Source organism: Bordetella genomosp. 11, assembly GCF_002261215.1.
In the GTDB taxonomy this organism is placed as follows: domain Bacteria; phylum Pseudomonadota; class Gammaproteobacteria; order Burkholderiales; family Burkholderiaceae_B; genus Bordetella_C.
Map to the genome: position 1 here is coordinate 526,036 of NZ_NEVS01000004.1, position 22,227 is coordinate 548,262.

General features: G+C 66.8%; 19 protein-coding genes. 18 read left to right on the top strand and 1 reads right to left on the bottom strand.

Going from position 1 to position 22,227, the window contains the following annotated elements:
- Position 1: 1 nt before the first annotated feature.
- The 14 genes from CAL28_RS09985 to trmD all read left to right on the top strand — a co-directional run bounded on the left by CAL28_RS09985 (position 2) and on the right by trmD (position 15,598).
- Positions 2–1,342: an extracellular solute-binding protein gene (locus CAL28_RS09985; RefSeq protein WP_094841242.1), complete on the top strand. Its 1,341-nt coding sequence runs from the start codon at positions 2–4 to the stop codon at positions 1,340–1,342.
- Positions 1,343–1,572: 230 nt separating this feature from the next.
- Positions 1,573–2,349, top strand: coding sequence for a TcpQ domain-containing protein (locus tag CAL28_RS09990; protein ID WP_176463944.1), 777 nt, complete (start codon positions 1,573–1,575; stop codon positions 2,347–2,349).
- Entirely contained in the window at positions 2,346–3,974 is a 1,629-nt protein-coding gene (locus CAL28_RS09995) for a hypothetical protein (RefSeq protein ID WP_094841244.1), read from the top strand. The genes CAL28_RS09990 and CAL28_RS09995 overlap by 4 nt, the downstream gene beginning before the upstream one ends.
- Positions 3,975–3,976: 2 nt before the next feature.
- Positions 3,977–5,284: a type 4b pilus protein PilO2 gene (locus tag CAL28_RS10000; RefSeq protein WP_094841245.1), complete on the top strand. Its 1,308-nt coding sequence runs from the start codon at positions 3,977–3,979 to the stop codon at positions 5,282–5,284.
- Positions 5,271–5,762: a hypothetical protein gene (locus tag CAL28_RS10005; RefSeq protein WP_094841246.1), complete on the top strand. Its 492-nt coding sequence runs from the start codon at positions 5,271–5,273 to the stop codon at positions 5,760–5,762. Before CAL28_RS10000 ends, CAL28_RS10005 begins: the two co-directional genes overlap by 14 nt.
- Positions 5,763–5,772: 10 nt before the next feature.
- The gene (locus tag CAL28_RS10010) at positions 5,773–7,599 is read left to right on the top strand and encodes an ATPase, T2SS/T4P/T4SS family (RefSeq protein WP_254926075.1); all 1,827 of its coding nucleotides are present in this window, start codon (positions 5,773–5,775) and stop codon (positions 7,597–7,599) included.
- Positions 7,592–8,737, top strand: a complete 1,146-nt coding sequence (locus CAL28_RS10015; protein ID WP_254926076.1) for a general secretion pathway protein — start codon at positions 7,592–7,594, stop codon at positions 8,735–8,737. Before CAL28_RS10010 ends, CAL28_RS10015 begins: the two co-directional genes overlap by 8 nt.
- 55 nt (positions 8,738–8,792) lie before the next feature.
- A complete protein-coding gene (locus CAL28_RS10020) occupies positions 8,793–9,395 on the top strand; it encodes a type 4 pilus major pilin (protein WP_094841248.1) in 603 nt (200 codons plus the stop codon).
- Positions 9,396–9,409: 14 nt separating this feature from the next.
- Positions 9,410–10,477, top strand: a complete 1,068-nt coding sequence (locus CAL28_RS10025) for a type II secretion system protein (protein ID WP_094841249.1) — start codon at positions 9,410–9,412, stop codon at positions 10,475–10,477.
- Between the two features lie 166 nt (positions 10,478–10,643).
- Positions 10,644–13,265 (top strand): alanine--tRNA ligase, encoded by a 2,622-nt coding sequence (gene alaS, locus CAL28_RS10030; protein ID WP_094844539.1) that lies wholly within the window; start codon positions 10,644–10,646, stop codon positions 13,263–13,265.
- Positions 13,266–13,348: 83 nt separating this feature from the next.
- Positions 13,349–13,558 carry a sulfurtransferase TusA family protein gene (locus CAL28_RS10035; RefSeq protein WP_254926272.1) on the top strand — a complete coding sequence of 70 codons (210 nt, stop codon included), beginning with the start codon at positions 13,349–13,351 and terminating at the stop codon, positions 13,556–13,558.
- Between the two features lie 276 nt (positions 13,559–13,834).
- Positions 13,835–14,095, top strand: a complete 261-nt coding sequence (gene rpsP, locus CAL28_RS10040) for a 30S ribosomal protein S16 (RefSeq protein WP_094841251.1) — start codon at positions 13,835–13,837, stop codon at positions 14,093–14,095.
- Between the two features lie 70 nt (positions 14,096–14,165).
- Positions 14,166–14,831 carry a ribosome maturation factor RimM gene (gene rimM / locus CAL28_RS10045; RefSeq protein WP_094841252.1) on the top strand — a complete coding sequence of 222 codons (666 nt, stop codon included), beginning with the start codon at positions 14,166–14,168 and terminating at the stop codon, positions 14,829–14,831.
- Positions 14,831–15,598: a tRNA (guanosine(37)-N1)-methyltransferase TrmD gene (gene trmD, locus CAL28_RS10050; protein WP_094841253.1), complete on the top strand. Its 768-nt coding sequence runs from the start codon at positions 14,831–14,833 to the stop codon at positions 15,596–15,598. Before rimM ends, trmD begins: the two co-directional genes overlap by 1 nt.
- Before the next feature lie 144 nt (positions 15,599–15,742).
- Here trmD and CAL28_RS10055 read toward each other — a convergent pair whose 3' ends face one another.
- Positions 15,743–18,616, bottom strand: a complete 2,874-nt coding sequence (locus CAL28_RS10055; RefSeq protein WP_094841254.1) for a valine--tRNA ligase — start codon at positions 18,614–18,616, stop codon at positions 15,743–15,745.
- Between the two features lie 144 nt (positions 18,617–18,760).
- On the opposite strand from CAL28_RS10055, the gene ndk reads away from it, so the two are divergent.
- The 4 genes from ndk to ispG all read left to right on the top strand — a co-directional run bounded on the left by ndk (position 18,761) and on the right by ispG (position 22,217).
- Entirely contained in the window at positions 18,761–19,186 is a 426-nt protein-coding gene (gene ndk, locus CAL28_RS10060) for a nucleoside-diphosphate kinase (RefSeq protein ID WP_094841255.1), read from the top strand.
- Between the two features lie 20 nt (positions 19,187–19,206).
- Positions 19,207–20,373: a 23S rRNA (adenine(2503)-C(2))-methyltransferase RlmN gene (gene rlmN, locus CAL28_RS10065; protein ID WP_094841256.1), complete on the top strand. Its 1,167-nt coding sequence runs from the start codon at positions 19,207–19,209 to the stop codon at positions 20,371–20,373.
- On the top strand, positions 20,370–20,861 hold the full coding sequence (locus CAL28_RS10070) for a helix-turn-helix domain-containing protein (RefSeq protein WP_094841257.1): 492 nt from the start codon (positions 20,370–20,372) through the stop codon (positions 20,859–20,861). The genes rlmN and CAL28_RS10070 overlap by 4 nt, the downstream gene beginning before the upstream one ends.
- A gap of 69 nt (positions 20,862–20,930) precedes the next feature.
- Entirely contained in the window at positions 20,931–22,217 is a 1,287-nt protein-coding gene (ispG, locus tag CAL28_RS10075) for a flavodoxin-dependent (E)-4-hydroxy-3-methylbut-2-enyl-diphosphate synthase (protein WP_094841258.1), read from the top strand.
- Positions 22,218–22,227 lie beyond the last annotated feature (10 nt).

Below are 22,227 nucleotides of genomic sequence, written 5' to 3' on the forward strand. Positions count from 1 at the left end.
TATGAAGAACTTGCATGAAGCGGGTCTTTCCCGCGCAATCCGCGCCACCGGGCGCGTATGGATCTTCGGCGCTGCGTTGATGGCGGCAGGTGTGGCGCATGCGGCGCCGGTGCAGATCCAGGTCTGGCACACGCTGACCGACGCCAACAAGGCGGAATTCGAAAAGCTGGTCAAGCAATACAACAAGGAACAAAGCGAGGTCGAGGTCCAGCTGCGCGATTTCGCCAACCCGCAGGCGCTGCAGCAGGCCACGGTGGCCGCCGTGGCCGCCAAGAAAGCGCCCAACCTGGTCCAGCTTGAGGACAACCATTCCCCGGAAGTCGTGGCGGAATACAAGTCCATCAAGCCGCTGTACGAGCTGCTGGCCAAGTACCCCATCAAGGACGCCACCTGGTTCCTGCCTTCCACCACCAGCTTCACCCGCGACAGCAGGGGGCGCCTGCTGGCCTTCCCCTACATGGCGGAAATCCCGATGATGTTCTACAACATCTCCATGTACAAGAAAGCCGGCCTGGATCCCAACCAGCCGGCGCGTACCTGGCAGGACCTGCAGGGCGAGCTCCTGAAGCTGCGCGATGCGGCCGATGTGGAATGCCCCTATGCCTCGAGCGACCAGGTCGAAGTCCATCTGGAAAACCTGGCACCCATCAATAACCAGCTTTACACCAGCAACGGCAACGGCGTCGAGGCGATCAAGGGCAAGCCCGTGCCGTCCTCGCTGGAGTTCGATACCCTCTACATGCGGCATGTTTCGCTGATGGCCACATGGAAGCAGTCGCTGCTGTTCACCCAGCATACCAACGACGACAAGCCGGACGAGGCCTTTGCCAAAGGGCAGTGCGGCGTGCTGACGGCCAGCTCCTCGGCCCTGGGACGGCTGCTCGCGTCCAAAGGCCTGAACTTCGGCATCGCCCCCTTGCCGTACTACGCGCAGGTCACCAAGACGCCGGGCAAGCCCTTTGTCAGTGGCGCCGCCCTGTGGGCCATGGAAGGCCACCCTGCGCCACAGGACAAGGCAACGGTGGAGTTCCTGGCCTGGTTGTCCAAGCCGGTCGTCGCGGCCGAATGGCACCAGAACACCGGCTACCTGCCGCTGACGGAAGCCGCATTCCGCGCTTCCGAGGTGTCCTTCTACAACCGCATTCCCGGCGCACAGGCCGTCGTGGCCAGCATGCGCGCGCAGCCTGCAGTGACCGCCCGCGGCTTCCGCGTGAACAACTACGATCGCATCCAGGCGGTGCTGAGCCGCCAATTGGATGACGCCTTAGACGGCAAGACGCCGCCGGTGGCCGCCTTGACCAGCGCGATCAGCCAGGCGCGTGTCATCGCCCAGCAACGCTGATTGCGGGCACGCCAGGCAGTGTGAATCCGGCGGGTGCATCCCGCCGGATTTTTTTTGCCGTACGCCGGCTATGCGTCGATGGCGCGCAGGTCGTCGACGTGGATCGGTTCAGGGTCTGCAGGAGGCGTGGCGTTCGCATCCCTGCGTAGATGTGCGTCTTGTTGGCTGGTCGTGCCCTGGGCACCATGGCTGTGTCGCGCCACTGTCGGCGCGCATCGCGGGGATCCGGCATGCACCGATTATTCAAGACGTTCTTCCTGTTGCCCTGGCTATCGGCCTGCGCGCCATCATGGGCGCCGGCCGGCGCGGCGACGGGTGGGGCAGGGGATAGGGGCGCGGCGCCGCCCACGGGACAAACACACGATTTCAATTGGCGCCTGTCGGGCGATCGGCAGGTAGCGCCCCTGCAAGTCTTCGACGACGGCCGCAATACCTGGCTGCAGTTCGCTCCAGGGCAAGCCATTCCGGCGCTGTTCGTCGAACACGACCGTACAGAACGGCCCGCGGCCTACGAGCGGCGCGAACCTTACGCGATCATCCGCGGAAAATGGCCTTCGGTCATCATGCGGGGCGGCACCCTGCAGGCTCGCGCCGATTATCTCGGCGTGGCTGCGCAACAGGCGGTGCCTGCGCCGCCCGCGGTCGCGCGCGCCGCGCCCGGGCCCGGGCAGGTTGCCGCCGCGCAAGGCTCGGTCGATTCCGCGGCCGGCCGCCTGTATCGAGTCGGTCCCGCCGATGAAAACATGCGGCGCGCGCTCGCGCGGTGGGCCGGCCTGGCGGGCTGGACCTTCCAGTCCGAACATTGGGCGGTGGATGTGGATATTCCCCTATCGGCCAGCGCGGATTTCTCCGACGATTTCAAGCGGTCGGTCCGCGCGCTCGTCGCGGCCACCGAGCTCGGCGAACGTCCGCTGCAGCCTTGCTTCTACGCCAACCAGGTATTGCGCGTCATTCCGCTGTCGCAGTCCTGCGACCGTACCGCCGCTCGACCGGGGGCATCGCTATGACGTTGGCGCCGCAATCGGCGCGGGCACGCATCGGCCGCCAGGCCGCCATGCTGGCCCTGGCCATGGCCAGCCCCGCCTGCGTGGGACCGGAACGCATCGCGGCGATACAGGATCGCGCAGCACGAACGCAGGCGCGCGGCGATGCCGCCCATGCCGGTTTTTCGCGTTCGCTCTCCGGGCGCGCATCCGATCCCGCCATGCAGGAAATCGCCAAGCCGTGGCTGGCGGGACGCGCGCGGCCATTGGCGCGCGAAGCGACCCTGCCCGCCGCGCTGCGCAAGAATGTCGATACCACCCTGATGTTCGCCGGCGGCCAGGCAGACCTCGCCGTGCTGGCGGACCGCATCGCGCGCGCCACGGGAATCCCCGTCAAGGTGCGGCCGGATGCCCTGCTGCCGGCGGAATTATTCCTCCCCCGCCTGGCGGTGTCCGGCGGCAGCGGCACGCCTTTTCCGGCGCGGGCATCCCTGCCCGACGGCGCGCAGCCCTTGCCGCGCGTACTGGACGCCCTGGCCTGGCGACTTGGCGTTTATTGGCGCTATCTGGAAGGCGTCATCGAGTTCTATCGCACCGAGACACGCGTCTTCGATATCCGTGCCCTGACCTTGAACGCGCGTGCCGATGCCCGTCTGGGCCGCGCCGCGCGGCCGGGGGATGAGGGCTTCGAGAATGCATCCAACACCACCTTATCCAGCGGCGAACACGACGCGATGGCTTCCGTGCGGGCGCGCATCGAGCCTTTCCTCACGCGTGCCGGGACCGTCACCGCGGCACCGGGGGCCGGCAGTTCGGTCGTGGTCAACGATACACGCGATGCCCTGGAACAGGTGGCGCGCTTCCTCGAACGCGAAAACAAAGCGCTGACGCGCCGCGTGCGGCTCGTGTTCGAGGAAATCACCGTGGTCGGCAAGGACCAGGCCAAGGCGGGTATCGATTGGAATCTGCTCTATCGAGGCACGCGCGCGGCCGTGTCGGCGGCGGCCGCCGGTATGGGCGGCGGCATGCCGGCAATGGCGTCCGCTGGTCTGCATGACGGGTTATTCGGCGGCACCAAGGCCATCATCGCCGCCTTGAGCGAAATCGGCACGATCGTCCGTCACAGCAGCGTTCCGGTATTGACGCTCAATCGCCGTCCCGTCACGCACGCCGTGCGCACCACGTTCTCCTATGTGGACCAGGTGCAGGGCGGCGTGTCAGGGCTCGTGCCGGCCGGGCAGACCGCCCATCACGGCTTGCTGCCGGCGGTATCGATCAGCCAGAAGCGCGAGACGGTCGGTTCGTTCCTGACCCTCGTTCCGGACGCCCAGGAGGACGGCCAGATCCTGCTTTCCATCGCTTACGACAACACGGTGGCCCAGCCGCTCAAAAGCCTGACCTTCGGCAAGCCCGACCAGCCGCTCGAAGTGCAGCAGATCACCATCGACGGCAACGGGATGGTGCAGCAGGTGGAGCTGCGCGCGGGACAACCGATGATCATTTCAGGCTTCGACCGGCGCGAAGACGAATACGACCGCCGCCGCCTGACGCCGGCAGCGCCCTATGCGCTGGGCGGCGGCGACCGTGCATCCGCGCAGCGCGCGACCACAATCGTCATTGTGACGGCACAGGTAGAGGAGGGATTCTGAACATGCCGACGCCATCCGGGAACCCGTCGCTTCCGCAAGCCCTGGGCGATCATCTGCTTGTGCCAACGCGTGACGGCGCGGTACTGGTATTCGGATTGAGCTGGTCTCCATTGATCGGCAGCCGCGTCGATGTGCTTGCGCGACGCAAGGCAAGGGAGAGCCGCGCCACGCATTATGTCCACGGCGGTGTGGGCGCGGCCGCGGTCGGCTGCGCGCGGCTGCGCGGCCGGGCCAAGGCATGCTACGCAGCCGCCCAAATTTTCGCGGCATTGCATGCGCATGGCACGGCGGCAGGGCTGCTGCCGCTGGACGACGGCCGTGTATGGCTGGTGGCCTCGCGCAACGGCGCCGTCATGGCACGAGGTGACCGGATCCACGCCAACGAAGCGCTGGCGCGCGAGGCACTGGCGGAGCTCGATGCGCTGCATCCCGGCCTGGCGGGGCAGGCACGAGCGCTATCGCTCGACGATCTCTCCGCGGCTGTCGACCCCGCCGCATGCCTCTGGCGGGTGGGGCAGCCCCTGGCAAGGTTGCCACTGCCGGTGCAGGGCTCGGTCCTTTTGATAGTGCTGGCGCTGCTGGGGCCGCCCGCATGGCGGGCCTGGCAGCGAGCGATGCCGGCGGCGGAACCTGCCCGCATCGACGCGGCCCAGGCTTGGCGCGATGCCTTGAGCAGGGCTACCGCTTCCGTGCGTATCCACGATGCGGACGAACTTGCCCGGGTCTTCGCCACGCTGCGGACATTACCCGTGGCATTGCGGGGTTGGACCATGCGTTCCGCGCGCTGCCGGCCGGAGGAGGCCGGCTGGGCCTGCTTCGCGCGTTATGCCAGGACGGCGCCGGACGCTACCAATCGGGCATTGGCTTCGCAGCTTCCCACAACCGTGAGGGCCAGCTTCGTTACGTTGAACGAGGCGCAACTTCATTGGCGTGTCGCCGGCAGCGCGGGCACATTAAGCCCGGACGACTTGTCGCAGCCGGCGCGGACGGATCTGGACTTCGCCAGCACGCTCCAGGCGATCGGTCCGGCGTTCGCCCGGATCGCCCTGGGCGCGCCCGCGGTGCTGGCGGTCGCGCCACCGCGCGATGAACGCGGAGCCGCGCTTCCCGCGCCGGCCGATCTGCCTCGCATGCGCCAACGCAACGTCGTGCTGCAAGGGCCGCTACGCTCCTTCGCCTTGTTCGCGAGGCCGCGCGCGGTGGCCTCATGGACCGGTGTCGGTCTCGAACTGTATGACGATCGCCGTCCGGATATTGCTCACAGTCCTTTGATGGCACAGCTGGAGGGTACCGTCTATGAACGCGAATGAGGTCTGCGGGCGCCGCCTGCGCCGGGGACTGGCGTTGATGGCCATCGCCGCGAGCTGCGCGGCGCGCGCGCAAGCGGATGTTGCCGCCGCCGCAGCGCCCGATCCTGCCGCCACCAGGGGATGGCCCGATGCGGACATCGTTGACGAACTCCTGCGTCGCGAAACCCGTGCGGCGCTGACGGCGCAGGCACAGCGCAGCGGGTCCCGGCATGGTGCGGTGTCGCCCATGCGTTCCGATGCGCCGGCCCAGGCCGACCCCGACCGCATGGACCTGGCCGCCATCTATGGCGTCGGTCAAAGGCTGGACGTCGAAATCCTCTTGAATGGACGCCGTCTGCGTTATCGGCATGGGCGCAAGTGGCCCGACGAGGCGCCAGATGGCGACGGTGCCTATACCTTGCGCGCGATACAGGGCCATTGCGTCGTATTCGATGGCAGCGGCGGCAATCGCCGCGTTTGCCTGCCGCGTGGCGGCTAGGGGGCGGCATATGCTGTTACGACGCCTCGCCATGCATGCCACCGCCCGCGCCGCGACGGACGCACCGCGCACGACAGACGCGACGATCCCGGCCGTCGCGACGGCCTCCGTTTCCCTGGCGGCCCCGGCAGCGCCAGCGGGATGCGGCGGGCCGGCCGGCAGGGCAGCCGCGCCAGTATTGGCAACCCAGGACGATATCGCGCGGCTCATCCCGGCATTCGTGCGGGCGGCGGGGGCGGATTTCGACCTCGCCGCCTTGTCGGGACGGTTGTGTCCGGTCGTCCTGCAGGACGGTACCGTGGCTATCTTCGCGCTGGCCGACTATGCCGGCGGCGATGAAATCGACGAGGTCGAACGCATGGTCCTGCGCCGCGGGCGGCGCCTGGCCTCGCCATCGCGCTATGTGCTGCCCGGCCCTTTGCTGCTCAGCGTGGCGCGCGGGCAATTGACCCTGCAGCGGCTGCGCGATCCGCGCGCCGTGCTGGCGGACCGGCACAAGTCCGCGCTGGCGGCTGGCTTCTGCGACATCGTCACCTGGGGTGTCCACCATCAAGCCAGCGATGTCCACTTCAATGTCCATCTTCGCAAGGCGGAATCGGAAGTCCGCTTCACGATTGCCGGTCGCTACGTCGCGCCATCGCGCTTTCGCCGTATGCCTACCGCGACGCTGATGGAAATGCTGTCCGTCGCATGGATGGATATCCGTGGCGGCAATGGCGCGGTATTCGACCCGCAGACGGAACAGCAGGGCCAGTTGCACATCCGGGTGGACGACCGGCCCGTCATGCTGCGGTGGGCATCGCTGGCGACGGACCGCGGCCCGGCGGTATGCCTGCGGCTGCTGCGCCTCGATATGCAGACGCAAGGTCTGTCGCTGCGGTCGCTGGGCTATCTGGACAGCCAGATCGACATGCTCGGCCATGCCTGCCGGACGGACGGCGGGGCGGTGGTGCTGGCCGGTGTCGTGGGTTCGGGGAAATCCACCACCATTGCCACGCTGATCCGCACCTTGCCGGACGACCGCAAGATCATCACGCTGGAAGACCCGGTGGAATACCTTATCGACAATGCGCTGCAGAACAGCGTGTCGCGCAACCTCGACGACAGCAGCGCGACGGCATTCGACGCCAAGCTCAGGACCGTCAAGCGGTCCGCGATGAACGACTTGCTCGTCGGTGAAATCCGCGATGCGGAAACGGGCCGGGCATTCATGGACCTGGCGGCTTCGGGCGTGAATCTCTACACGACCACGCATGCCGCATCGGCACTGATGATTCCCGAGCGGCTGGCGTCGGACTTCATTGGCGTTTCGCGTGACTTCCTGGCGACGCCGGGTGTGTTGAAGCTGCTGGTGTACCAGGCGTTGCTGCCGCGGCTCTGTCCGCATTGCGCCTTGCCCCTGGAAACCCTGCACGATGGACCGGACGGCGCCGACAGGCGTCAGTGGACGCACCGCTTCCTCCGCCTTTATGACTTGTGCGCGCAGGCCTTGCGCGTTCGCAATCGCGAAGGATGCCATCGCTGCGCCAACGACGAGCTGCCACACCTGAACGGCACGGCCGGCCGCACGGTGGTCGCCGAAATGATCGAGCCGTCGCTGGACGATACTTTTCTGCGGTGCGTGCGGCAGCGCGACAACCTGGGGTTGCGCCGCCATCTGCGCGGGCGGCGCGCCGCGCGTTTCGACAGTCCTGACATGGAAGGCAAGAGCGCCATGGAATGCGCCGTTTACAAGACGTCGACCGGTGAAATCGATCCGCGCGACGTCGAATCGCACTTCCAATCCTACGTTTCGGTCGAACGCGAGCGCGCCGTACCGGTGGGTGGCCATGGCTGACTGGCGCGCGATGGCCGCGAGAGCGGGAGATACATGGACGGATTTCGAGCGGATACGCCTGCGTTGCGATGCCTGGCGCTTTTCCGGCATGCGCGCGGATTACTACGATTACCTGGCCGACATGCTGGAAGGGTTGCAAGGGCGCAAGACACTGCGCGACCTGTTCGATGACGATGCCCGCCGCCATGGCGACGGCAGCGTGCGTGGGCGTCTGGCGCGGCGGTGGTCGCAGGCGCTGGAAGCGTGCGGCGGCGATCTCTCCATGGCGTGGACGGGCAGCATGCCGGCCGCGGAGCTGGCCTTGCTGCATGCCGCACAGGCCGGCGGCGCCGGCGCGCTCACCGAGGCGCTGCGCGACCTGGCGCGCGCGGCGCGCGTGGCCGAACAAGCCTCGCATACCTTCCGCGACACCCTGGTGGCGGGCATGGCCGCCATGGCGGTGGCGCTGGCTCTTGCCTGCGCCGTGCCTTATTTCACCGTCCCGCGCCTGCAACTGGTGTTTCAGGGAGTGCCGCCTGCCTATCACGGCATATTGACGCGCGGCTTGTTCGCGTTTGCCGAGACGGTCCGCCAGGGACTGCCGCTTCTTGCCGCCTGCGCGACCGCGGGCATCTGGCTGTCGTGGTGGTCACTGGACCATCTTGTCGGACCCTTGCGCAAACGGCTCGACACCTGGCCGATCTGGCGCTTGTATCGCGACGTGAACGCCATCCGTTTCCTCGCCATGCTCGCCGTACTGGTCCGGCGGCGCGGCAACGTCGATATCCGCTTGCGCCAGGCCCTGGCCATGCAGGCGGACCACGCCAGGCCGTGGTTGTCCTGGCATATCCGCGACATGGTCGCGCGTATCGACGCCGGCCTGGTTGGGGCGGACAGCTTCGATACGGGCATGATCGACCGCCGCATCTGGTGGTACCTGAGCGACATGATCGCTGCCCATGGCATGGCTCGCGGGCTGGACCGGGTAGCGGATCGCATCGAACGACGGGCGCTCGCTCAGGTCGTGCGCCAGGCCCTGGTACTGCGCTGGGCGCTGTTGCTTGGCGCCGTTGCCGCGGTCATCGCCCTGGCCTTGTGGCATTACGCCGCGATCGACGAGCTGCGCCGCGCCATGGTGCATGTCCACGCCGGCGGCTAGCTTGTCCGGCCCCCGGGATTCCGACCTTCCGAACCACACCATTGAAGGAGCCGCCATGTCCGCGTGCCGCCACCGTACCCAGCAAGGGTTCTCGCTTATCGAAGTCTCTATCGTGACCGCCATCGTGCTGCTCATCGCGATCGTCGGGATACCGGCCATCGGCAGCTACGTCGTCGAAAACAAGGTGCCCAAGGTGGGCGAGGAATTGCAGCGCTTCGTCGCGCGGGTCAAGGCCAACGGACAGGGAGGCGGCGTCGCGCCGTACCACAACCTTCATGGCGGAATGCTGGCGAATGCCTTGCGCGATTCCAGCATTTTCGCGGTTGAAGGCAGCGACGCGTCCGCCGTGGTGGCGCACGGCCTGGGCGGCAACGGCGCAGGTGGCAACGGCACCATCGCCGTGGCGCCTGCCTCCTTTGCCGGCGGCGGGCCCGGATCCGCCTTCACGCTGACGCTGACCAACGTCAATAACGCGGCTTGCCCCGGCCTGGCGTCGGTCATGCAACGGGTGTCCGAGATCATTGTCGTGGAAGGCGAGGGCGGTCCCGTCGTGGTCAAGGACACCAGCGCGTCGCCGCCCAGGCACTACGACGCCATGTTGGCGCAGGCCCAGTGCGCTCGCGGCGACGCCAATACCTTTGTCTTTACCGCGCGCTGACAAGAGGCGCCGGTATGTCCGCTCTTCATCCGGCATGCACGCACGGCGGCGTCCGCGCCCAACGCGGCTTCGCATTGCTCGAGTTAACGATCGCCGTCGCGATCGCCTGCGTGCTGGCCGTCTGGGCGGCCAACCGCCTGGTCCGCGACGTGGAGGGTGTCGCCGAGCGGGCCGCGGGCCTGTGGCTGCTTGATATCCGCCGCGCCCTGGACGGCATGCTGGCGCGCCACGGCGACACGCTGGCCGACGGCGGCGCGCTGGTGGACGACCATGGCGGGGCGGTATATGCCGATCCGTGGGCCCCCACGCTGTCCGAGCTGAAGGCGCAGGGCCACCTCGCTGGCGCTGTTCCCGAGCACGGTCCCCTCGGCATGCGGGTCGCCATCAAGTTGTGGCGCGACGGCGACTGCCCCGGTGCGGGGTGCCGCATCGAGGCCCTTGCGTACACCGGCGTCTTTCCCCCCGCGGCAAGCCGTGCCGCGGCGTCCGTTTTGCCGGACCCGACCCGTCTGGCCGGCGTGCTCATGGCGGCCGGCGGGGCGGGGGCCAGCGTGTCGGAACTGGCGCCGGATCGCCTGCGCGGCGCGGCGTTCGATCTGCCCAACCCTCCCGCGCCGGGCATGGCGGCCCTGCCCATCGGCACGGTCGCCGTGCGCGCCGGCCGCGAAGCCGCCGATGCCCACCGCTATCTGCGGGCCCGCGACGCCCGCGATCCGCAATTTCGCGGCGACGTTTCCACGGCCGGCACGCTTTCCAGCCGCCGGCTGGTCGCCGGCGAGCACCTGAAACTGGACGGAAAGGCTGTCCCCGGCGAACCCTGCCCGGAAAACGGCCTGCTCGCGCGCGATACGGACGGCAGCCTGCTTAACTGCGTGGCCGGCACGTGGGCGCCGCCGGGGGGCTTCGGCGGCGCCTACGCGACCAATACCGGGACCGGCTGCGACATGCCGGGCCGGTCCGCGCCCAATCCGAGAACCGGGGCGTGTTCATGCCCGCCGGGGTATCGGGCCGTCATGGTCGCCTCCGGCGGCGAACGGGACGCCGACGTTGGCTGGACCGAAGGCTATGTATGCCTGCGTTGAAAAACGGCCGGAAAACCGGCAATCGACTGCGCCGCCCATGCGCGGACACCCACCACCGGCGAGCGGACGTCCTGGCCGACGGCGCCTACCCGAGTCGTTACAGTCTTCAAACGGACGCAACCCTCTATAATCAAAAATTCGCCTTATGCCGACCGATTCATCCGCGATGAAATCCTCCGAGATCCGTCAGAAGTTCCTGCAGTTCTTCCAGTCCAAGGGGCACACGATCGTCCCCTCGTCGTCGCTCGTCCCCGGCAACGACCCCACCCTGCTGTTCACCAATTCGGGCATGGTGCAGTTCAAGGACGTGTTCACCGGCAAGGAAACGCGCGGCTATACGCGGGCGACCTCGTCGCAGCGCAGCGTGCGTGCCGGCGGCAAGCACAACGACCTGGAAAACGTCGGCTATACGGCGCGGCATCATACGTTCTTCGAGATGCTCGGCAACTTCAGCTTCGGCGACTATTTCAAGCGCGACGCGATTCACTACGCCTGGGAGCTTCTCACCACCGTCTACAAGCTGCCGGCCGAGAAACTCTGGGTCACGGTCTATCACGAGGACGACGAGGCCTACGATATCTGGGCCCGGGAAATCGGCGTTCCCGCCGAGCGCATCGTTCGTATCGGGGACAACAAAGGCGCACGCTACGCCTCGGACAACTTCTGGCAGATGGCCGAAACCGGCCCTTGCGGTCCGTGCTCGGAGATTTTCTACGATCACGGCCCGGATGTCTGGGGCGGCCCCCCGGGCTCGCCCGAAGAGGACGGTGACCGCTACATCGAAATCTGGAACCTGGTGTTCATGCAGTTCGAGCGCGACGCCGCGGGCAATATGTCCAAGCTGCCGAAGCCCTGCGTGGATACCGGCATGGGCCTGGAGCGCATTTCCGCCGTGCTGCAGGGCGTGCATTCGAACTACGAGATCGATCTGTTCCAGAAACTGATCGCCGCCGCCGGGCGCGAAACCGGTGTGCGCGATCTCGCGGACAATTCGCTGAAGGTCATTGCCGACCATATCCGCGCCTGTTCCTTCCTGATCGTCGACGGCGTCATTCCCAGTAATGAAGGGCGTGGCTACGTGCTGCGCCGTATCGTGCGCCGGGCCTTGCGACACGGATACAAGCTGGGCCAGACCAAGCCTTTCTTCCATCGCCTGGTGCCGGACCTGGTCGGCGAAATGGGCGACGCCTATCCGGAGCTCGCGCGGACCGCGGAGCGCGTGGCGCAGGTGCTCAGGCAGGAAGAGGAACGTTTCGGCGAAACCCTCGAAAACGGCATGAAGATCCTGGAGGGCGCGCTCGCCGGCGTACCCAAAGGGGGACAACTGGACGGCACGACGCTGTTCACGCTGTACGACACCTATGGTTTCCCGGTCGACCTGACCGCCGATATCTGCCGCGAACGCGGAGTCGAAGTCGACCTGCCCGGCTTCGATGCCGCCATGGCGCGCCAGCGCGAGCAGGCGCGCGCCGCGGGCAAGTTCAAAATGGCGGAAGGCCTGGCCTACGAAGGCGCGGCCACCCGTTTCGAGGGCTATGACAACATCGAGCTGGACGACGTGCGCGTCGTCGCGCTGTACGCGGACGGCACGGCCGTAGAGCGCATCGAGGCCGGCCAGGATGCCGTGGTCGTGCTGGACGCCACGCCTTTCTACGCCGAATCCGGCGGCCAGGTGGGCGATACCGGCCTGCTGGAAGCGGTGGGCATGCGTTTCGCCGTGGCCGACACGCAGAAAATCCAGGCCGGCGTATCGGGCCACCATGGCAGGCTGGAATCCGGCCGCCTGGCCGTCGGCGACACCGTCCTGGCGCGCGTGGATGCGGTGCGGCGCGCGCGCACCGTGCGCAACCACTCCGCCACGCACCTGATGCACAAAGCCTTGCGCGAGGTCCTGGGCGCCCACGTGCAGCAGCGCGGCTCGCTGGTCGATCCCGACAAGACCCGCTTCGACTTCGCCCACGATGCGCCCATGACGGCCGAGCAGATCGCCCGCGTCGAAGCCATCGTCAATGCGGAAGTCCTGGCCAACCAGCCCGCACAGTCGCGCGTGCTGCCCTATGACGAAGCGGTCAAGGGGGGCGCCATGGCGCTGTTCGGCGAAAAGTACGGCGACACGGTGCGGGTCCTGGACATCGGCTTTTCCCGCGAATTGTGCGGCGGCACGCACGTCTCGCGCACCGGCGACATCGGCATGTTCAAAATCATCGCGGAAACCGGCGTGGCTGCTGGCGTGCGCCGCGTGGAAGCCATCACCGGCGACAACACGCTTGCCTGGGTGCAGGGCCAGACGGCCCTGCTGAACCGCGCGGCCGCCGTCCTGCGCACGCCGGCGGCGGATCTTCCCGATCGCATCGCCCAGGTCCAGGAACAGATCAAGTCCCTGGAAAAAGACCTGGACCAGGCGCGCAGCCGCCTGGCGGCCAGCGCCGGCAACGACCTGGCCGCTCGCCAGACCGTCGAGATCAAGGGCATCAAGGTGCTCGCGGCGGGCATCGACGGTGCGGATCCCAAGGCGCTGCGCGGCATGGTCGACCAGCTCAAGGACAAGCTCAAGCCGGCCGTCGTGCTGCTGGCGGCCGCTGCCGACGGCAAGATCAGCGTGGTCGGCGGCGTCACCGCGGACCTGACCGACCGCATCAAGGCCGGCGACCTGGTGGGCTTCGTCTCGACCCAGCTCGGCGGCAAGGGGGGCGGCCGTCCGGATATGGCCATGGGCGGCGGCAGCGATACGGCCGCCTTGCCGGCGGCCATCGCCAGCGTGCGGTCGTGGGTGGATGAACGGCTGTGACGCGCGATAGCCTTCCCGCACAGGAGCCGGACGCGGCCGTTCCGGCCGCGGGGCCCGTCACCGCGCCCGCCGCGGATCTCGAAATCGACGCCACGGGCCTGGCCTGCCCGCTCCCCATCCTGCGGGCGAAAAAGGCGCTGGCCCAGTTGGTCAGCGGCCAGGTCCTGAAGGTCACCACGACGGACCGCAACGCCATCCGCGATTTCCAGGCCTTCTCCAGGCAAACGGGCAATGCCTTGCTGCTGCAGGAAGAAAACGCCGGGCAGGGCGTGCATTACCTGCGCCGCCGCTAAGGTCCGCGCCCGAAAATCCGCGGCATCGCCGGGATCGCTCGGCGCTGGCGGGCAGGGCGCTCCGGATGTAGAGTAGGCTGTCTCTGGCGCTTTCACCGTCCGCGCCAGGACATTTGCCATCCCCGGCGTCCCGCCGCCACTCGGCCGGATAACGGGGACGTCGCAAAGCGCGGCCTTGCCGCGACAATATTGAGCCAAATCGCCCGGCCCATTTGCCGGGATACGCTCAGGGTGCTAGAATCTACTGTTTTTCACAACCAATTCAAGGGATTACCTATGCTGGTGATTCGTCTGGCCCGCGGCGGGTCGAAAAAACGTCCGTTCTACAACCTGGTGGCGACCGATTCGCGTAACCGCCGCGACGGCCGTTTCGTCGAGCGCGTTGGCTTCTACAACCCGGTCGCCAACGAAGGCACGGAAAAGCTGCGTATCGCCATGGACCGCGTCCAGTACTGGACTGGCAACGGCGCTCAGCTGTCGCCCGCCGTCGCGCGCCTGGTCAAGGATTACTCGGCCAAGGTTTCGGCTTCGGCCTGATACCTGCCCGTGCCTGTGAACAGGGCGGGGCACACTGCCTTCCGCCTGGTTCCATGACCCGCGCCGCGCAATGAGCAACATCGCATCACCTGCTGTTGCGCCCCCCGACCTGGTCGAACTCGGGCGCATTGTCGCGGCCTATGGGGTCAAAGGTTGGGTCAAGGTCCAGCCTCACTCTGCTGACGCGGACGTCCTTCTCGCCATCGCGTCAGGTTCATCCGCCAAGTCTTCGTCCGCGTCGACCTGGTGGCTGATCCGTCCCGCGCCGCCCGGTACGCTGGGCGCCTCGTCGGGGAAATCCGCTCCTGCGCATTCGTATGCCATCAGGTCCGCGCGCTCGCATGGTTCGCATGTCGTCGCCCAGCTCGAAGGCGTGGACGACCGCGATCAGGCCGAGGCGTTGAAAGGCATGGCGGTGTGCGCGCCACGCAGCGCTTTTCCGGCGCCTGACGAAGACGAATACTACTGGGTCGATCTGATCGGCTGTACCGTCTATGGCGAAGACAACGGCGCGCCGGTCCTGATGGGCACTGTCGACGAAGTCGTCGACAACGGCGCGCATGCCATCCTCAAGGTGCGGCGCCAACGTCCTGGCGGGCAGGGCCAGCAAGCCGAGCCCCTGCTCGATTCCAAAGGACGGCCTGTCGAAGTCCTGGTGCCTTTCGTTCACGCGCACATACGCGCAGTCGACCTGGCCGGTCGCCGTATCGATACCGATTGGCCCCTGGATTTCTGATGCGCTTCGACGTCATTAGCCTGTTCCCGGACATGTTCGCCGTGGTGCGGGATCTGGGCGTGACCGGCCGCGCGCATGGACAGGGGCTATGGAATCTGCAGGCCTGGAATCCCCGCGATTTCACGCACGATGCCCATCGCACCGTGGACGATCGTCCTTATGGGGGCGGACCGGGCATGGTGATGATGGCCGCGCCGCTCGCGGCTGCCGTGCAGGCGGCGCGCGCGCGCCGCGCCGCCGATGCGCTGGAGCCGGCGCCCGTGATCCTTCTCTCGCCCACCGGGCGCCGGTTCGACCAGCCGCGTGCCCAATCGCTTGCCGCGTCGGCCGGCGCCGTGCTGATCTGCGGGCGCTATGAAGGCGTGGACCAGCGCTTCATCGATCGCCACGTCGACGAAGAGCTGTCGCTGGGCGACTTCGTGATGTCCGGCGGCGAGCTTGCCGCCATGGCCATCGTGGACGCCACCGTGCGCCTGTTGCCGGGCGTCCTGAACGACGACGAATCGGCCATACAGGACTCCTTCAATCCCGCCTTGTCGGGGCTGCTCGACAGCCCCCATTACACTCGGCCGGAGATCTATGAGGGCGAGGCGGTGCCCGCGCCGTTGTTGTCCGGACATCATGCGAATATCGCGCGCTGGCGCCGGGAGCAGTCCCTGCGCCTGACGGCCGAGCGCCGTCCCGACCTGATCCAACGCGCGCGCGAACAAGGCTGGCTGACCCCGCAAGACGAGCGTTTTCTGAAAACGCTGGGGCCGGGCGCCTAACGGGCACTTGTGCCTGGCGGGGCGGCTTCGCCTCCGGTGCCTGCCCCACAGCGATGGGGTGGATGGCGAATGCCCCCGACGGGATAGGACCGCCTGCATATGCAGGCGGCCGCGACCCCGGGCCAGGGCTCCGCGCCCCCGGCGTCAGGCCGCCAATTTGCCGCGCTGCTCGCGCACCTTGGCCAGGGTTTCCTCGAACTGCCCCAGGCGCGCCTTTTCCTGCTCCACCACGGCCGCGGGCGCCCGTTCCACGAAGCTGGCGTTGGACAGCTTGCCATTCGCCTTGGCGATCTCCCCTTGCAGCCGGGCAATTTCCTTGTCCAGCCGCGCGCATTCCGCCGCGACGTCGATCTCGACGTGCAGCATCAATCGCGCTTCGCCGACGACTTGCACTGGCGCGCCCACGTCGGGCAGGGTGGCAGCCACATCGACCTGCGTCAGGCGCGCGAGCGCCGCCAGATACGGCGCATTGCGGGTCAGCAGCTCCGCCGGACCATGCGCGATCAGCGGCACCTTCTGCGCCGGCGACAGATTCATTTCGCCGCGCAATGCCCGTACGGCCTCGATCTGCGCTTTCAGTTCGGCGACGGCGGCTTCGGCCTGCTCGTCGCGCGCCGCGGGGTTGGGCCGCGGATAGGGTTGGACGCTGATGCTGGCGGCCGCGCCCGGTTGCCGCTTGCCCGCCACCACGGAGACCTTCTGCCACAGTTCTTCCGTGATGAAGGGGATGATGGGATGCGCCAGGCGGAGCACCGCCTCCAGGACGCGGATCAGCGTGGCGCGGGTGGCGGCCTGCTGTGCCGGCGTGCCGGTCTGCAGCTGCACCTTGGCAAGCTCCACGTACCAATCGCAGTATTCGTCCCAGATGAAGCGGTACAGCGCGTTGGCGATATTGTCGAAGCGGTAATCGGCGAATCCGCGCGCGACCTCGGCTTCCAGTTCCTGCAGCTGGCTGACGATCCAGCGGTCGACGAAGCTGGGTTCGCCGGCCGTCGCCGTTACCTCGTGGCCCTCGGTATTCATCAGCACGAAACGCGTGGCGTTCCACAGCTTGTTGCAGAAGTTCCGATAGCCTTCGCAGCGCTTCAGGTCGAAGTTGATATTGCGACCCAGCGTCGCGTAGGCCGCCATCGTGAAGCGCAGCGCATCGGCGCCGAACGCCGGAATGCCGTCCGGGAATTGCTTGCGGGTCGCTTTCTCGATGCTGCCCGCCTGCTTGGGATTCATCAGGCCATAGGTGCGCTTGGCGACCAGCGTTTCCAGGTCCACGCCGTCGATCAGGTCCACCGGATCCAGCGTATTGCCTTTGGATTTGCTCATCTTCTGGCCCTCCGCGTCGCGGATCAGGCCGTGCACGTAAACGTGCTTGAAGGGGATCTCGCCGGTCAGGTGGGTCGTCATCATGACCATCCGGGCAACCCAGAAGAAGATGATGTCGAAGCCCGTCACCAGCACGCTGGAAGGCAGATAGCGGGCCAGGTCCGGGGTTTTTTCCGGCCAGCCCAAATCGGTGAACGGCACCAGCGCCGACGAGAACCAGGTATCGAGGACGTCGGGATCGCGTTCCAGCGGTCCTTCGATCCCCGCGGCACGGGCCTGTTCCAGGGCCTGCTCTTCATTGTGCGCGACGAAGATGGTGCCGTCCTTGGCGTACCAGGCTGGAATCTGATGGCCCCACCACAGCTGGCGCGAAATGCACCAGTCCTGGATGTTGTTCAGCCACTGGTTGTAAATGGTGGTCCAGTTTTCGGGGTAGAAGGTCACGCGGCCTTCGGCCACGACTTCCAGCGCGACCTGTGTGATGCTCTTGCCGGGGTGCAGCGTGCCTTCGGGCGCCGGCTTGCTCATCGCCACGAACCATTGGTCCGTCAGCATGGGCTCCAGCACCACGCCTGTGCGGTCGCCCTTGGGCTGCATCATCTTGTGCGCTTCCACGCCTTTCAGGTAGCCGTTCGCTTCCAGTTCGGCCACCACCGCCTTGCGCGCTTCGTAACGCTCCAGTCCGCGGAACTGCGCCGGACCGTTTTCGTTGATGTGCGCGTCCGGCGTGAAAATCACGATCAAGGGCAGGTTGTGCCGCAGCGCGCAGGCGTAGTCGTTGAAATCGTGCGCGCCCGTGATCTTGACCACTCCCGTGCCGAAGTCCGGATCGACGAAATCGTCGGCGATGATGGGAATATTGCGGTCGCACAGGGGCAGCTCGACCAGCTTGCCGACCAGGTGGCGGTAGCGCTCATCGCCAGGGTGCACGCAGAGGGCGCCGTCGGCCAGCATGGTTTCGGGCCGTGTCGTCGCGATGGTCAGCCCGCGCAGGGTGACCGTGTTGCCCTCGCGGTCGACGATGGTCTGGGGGCCGTCGACGAAGGGGTACTCGATGCGCCACATATGGCCTTCGGTTTCCTCGGACTGCACCTCCAGGTCGGACACCGCGGTAAGCAGCTTGGGGTCCCAGTTGACCAGCCGCTTGCCGCGGTAGATCAGGCCTTCCCGGTACAGGCGGACGAAGGTCTCCACCACGCCGCGCGACATACGCTCGTCCATGGTGAAGTATTCCCGGCTCCAGTCGGCCGAGGCGCCCAACCGGCGGACCTGCCCGGTGATCGTGCTACCGGATTGCTGTTTCCATTCCCAGATCCTTTCAATGAACTTTTCACGGCCGAGGTCGTGGCGCGAAATGTGCTGCGCATCCAGCTGGCGCTGGACGACGATCTGGGTCGCGATACCGGCATGATCCGTCCCCGGTATCAGCACCGTGTCCGCCCCCAGCATGCGATGGTAGCGGGTGAGCCCATCCATGATGGTCTGGTTGAACGCATGCCCCATGTGCAACGTTCCCGTCACGTTGGGTGGGGGAAACTGGATGGCGTAGCTGCCCGCGGACGCATCGCCCTGGACATGCCGGCCCCCTTCGAAGTACCCGCGCCGGTCCCACTCGGCGTACCAGCGCGCCTCGATTTCGGCGGGTTCGAAGCTTTTGGATAGTTCTTGCGACTCGTTCTGGGGTGCGGCTTTGTTCATTGCACGGTTCCGGCTGACTGACGGCCCCGGGCCGTTTCGCACGGGGCAAACCGTCAATTTTAAGATGTAGACGCCAATCGCGGCATGCTAGAATGTCCGGTTACTGTAAACCACGTAGAAGTCCCTGTTTTTATTGGAGTTTTCATGTCGATCGAACGCACCCTCTCGATTATCAAGCCCGACGCCGTGGCAAAGAATGTTATCGGCCAGATCGTGGCCCGTTTCGAGCAGGCCGGCCTGAAGGTCATCGCCGCGCGCATGCAGCAATTGTCGCGTGCCGATGCGGAACGCTTCTACGCGGTCCATAAGGCGCGTCCCTTCTTCAAGGACCTGGTCGATTTCATGGTTTCCGGCCCCGTGTTCGTGCAAGTGCTGGAAGGCGAGGGCGCCATTGCCAAGAACCGCGACCTGATGGGCGCCACGGATCCCAAGAAAGCCGAACCCGGCACCATCCGCGCCGACTTCGCCGACAGCATCGATGCCAACGCCGTGCACGGTTCGGATGCCCCCGAAACCGCCGCCGTCGAGATCGCTTTCTTCTTCCCCGAAATCAACATCCACAGCCGCTGATCGCGGTTTGCGCCGACGTCATGAACGATAGTGAACGTGTCAATCTGCTGGGCCTGGATGGCGCCGAGCTGACTGCCCTGGTCCAGCGCTGGGGGGGCAAGCCCTTCCGCGCCCGCCAGTTGCAGCGCTGGGTGCACCAGCGCGGCGCGGACACGTTCGACGCCATGACAGACCTGGCGCGCGATTTTCGCGCGCAATTGGCGCAGGAATGCACGATCCAGGCCCTGCCCGTCGTGACGGAGCAGAAATCCACCGACGGCACGCGCAAGTGGCTGTTCGACGTCGGGCAGGGCAACGCCATCGAAACCGTCTTCATTCCCGAGGACGATCGCGGCACGCTGTGCATCTCCAGCCAGGCCGGCTGCACGGTGGCCTGCCGGTTTTGTTCCACCGGCCATCAGGGCTTCAACCGCAACCTGCACGCCAGCGAAATCATCGGCCAGCTGTGGTGGGCGCGCAAGACTCTGGAAGGTGACCTGGCCAGCGCCCGCCTGCCGTCCGGCAAGCCTGGCGCGGCGGCCCAGCCGGACAGCCGCGTGGTCAGCAACGTCGTGATGATGGGCATGGGCGAACCCCTGCTGAACTACGACCAGGTGCTGACTTCCCTGCGGCTCATGCTGGACGACAATGCCTACGGGCTGTCCCGCCGGCGCGTTACGGTGTCGACCTCCGGCGTGGTACCCATGATGGATCGCCTCGCGCGCGACTGCCCGGTGGCGCTCGCCGTATCCCTGCATGCGCCGAACGACGCGCTGCGCGACGAGCTCGTGCCGCTGAACCGCAAGTATCCCTTGGCGGAACTGCTCGCGGCCTGCAATCGCTACCTCGAACACGCGCCGCGCGACTTCATCACTTTCGAATATGTCATGCTCGACGGCGTCAACGATGCCGACGAGCACGCCCGGGAATTGATCCGCATCGCCACACAGGTGCGCTGCAAGATCAATCTGATCCCGTTCAACCCATTTCCGCAATCCGGCCTGAAGCGCTCGCCTTCCGCGCGCGTCCGGCTCTTTGCGCAACGCCTGATGGACGCAGGCGTCGTGACCACCGTGCGCAAGACGCGCGGCGACGACATCGACGCGGCGTGCGGCCAGCTGGCCGGCGAAGTGCGCGACCGGACCCGCATCACCGAGCGGATCGCCACCCAGCGGCAGGCCATTCCGATCAAGCAGGTGCATGCATGAGCGATTCCTCCACGTCCGTCACCACCCAACCGGGCCACGATGCGGCCGGTGAGCACGCGGTGGGCGGCGCGCTGCGTGCGCTGCGCGTCAGCAAGGGCTGGTCGCTGGAAGAAGTGGCCGGCCGCATCAAGTTCGCGCCGCGCCAGATTGCCGCGCTCGAAGAAGAGCGCTGGGCCGATCTTCCCAAGGGTATTTCGCTGCGCGGCCTGATTCGCAGCTATGCGCGGCTGCTGGGGGCCGACCCCGAAACCATTATTGCCTCGCTCGAACCGCACATGCGCGGCGGCGCGCCGGCGCGGTTGGCGACCCAGAGCGGCCTGCAATCGCCGCGCGGAACGCTGCCCACCGAAGAAGAGCGCAGTTCTTCGTCGTGGGGCTGGCTGATCGTCATCCTGCTGGTCATCGCGGCTGCCGTGGCCTATGGCGTCTGGCAGGGGTGGCTGCCCACGCATTGGCTGCCCGGCTGGCTGTCCCGTTCGGGACATTGACCGCGACCGGGCCGGCATCACCGTCCTCCGACGCCTCCAGGTTCCAACACCGCGCTTCGATATTTCGCCATGCAAGAATCGTCATCGCCCTGCCAGGATCAAGCGCCCCCGCCCGTGGGGCCCGCGTCCCGCCACGCCACGCGCGCCGTGCGGGTTCGCTGGAGCGGCCGCGCCGTTACGATAGGCGGCGCCGCGCCCGTGGTCGTGCAATCCATGACCAACACAGACACCGCGGACGCCATCGCCACCGCGATCCAGGTTCGCGACCTGGCGCAGGCGGGTTCCGAACTGGTGCGTATCACGGTCAATACGCCCGAAGCCGCGCGCGAAGTCCCCGCCATCCGGGAGCAGCTCGATCGCATGGGCGTGGACACGCCGCTGGTCGGCGATTTCCACTACAACGGCCACAAGCTGCTGACGCAGTTTCCGGAATGCGCGCAGGCCTTGTCCAAGTACCGCATCAACCCGGGCAATATGGGCGGGGGCAAAAAGCGCGACGACAACTTCGCGCAAATGATCGAGGTTGCCTGCCGTCACGACAAGCCCGTGCGCATCGGGGTCAATTGGGGCAGCCTGGACCACGAGCTCATGGCGCGCAAGATGGACGAAAACAGCCGCCGCGCGACGCCCTGGGAGGCCCAGGCCGTAATGCGCGACGCGCTGGTCGTTTCCGCCATCAGCAATGCGCGCCGCGCCGAGGAACTCGGCCTGGCCGGCGACAAGATCATCCTGTCCTGCAAAGTCAGCCATGTGCAGGACCTGATCGCGGTGTATCGCGATCTCGCCGCCCGCTGCGACTACCCTCTGCACCTGGGTTTGACCGAGGCCGGCATGGGTAGCAAAGGTATCGTCGCGTCCACCGCGGCGCTGGCGGTTCTGCTGCAGGAAGGCATCGGCGACACCATCCGTATTTCGCTCACGCCCGAGCCGGGCGGGGACCGCACGCGCGAAGTCGTCGTCGCGCAGGAAATCCTGCAAAGCATGGGATTGCGGGCGTTCACCCCCATGGTGGTGGCCTGCCCCGGATGCGGCCGCACCAGCAGCACCGTATTCCAGGAGCTGGCTGACAGCATCCAATCGTATCTGCGGCGCCAGATGCCGCTATGGCGCACCCGCTATCCCGGTGTCGAAAGCATGAACGTCGCCGTCATGGGGTGCGTGGTGAACGGTCCGGGCGAAAGCCGCCATGCGGATATCGGCATCAGCCTGCCCGGTACCGGCGAAGTCCCGGCCGCTCCCGTGTTCATCGATGGCGAACGCACGGTGACGCTCAAGGGCGACCATATCGCGGAAGAATTCCAGACCATCGTCGAAAACTACGTCGCGCGCCGCTACGGCGCGCAGGCCTCACAATAAAAGTAAGGGT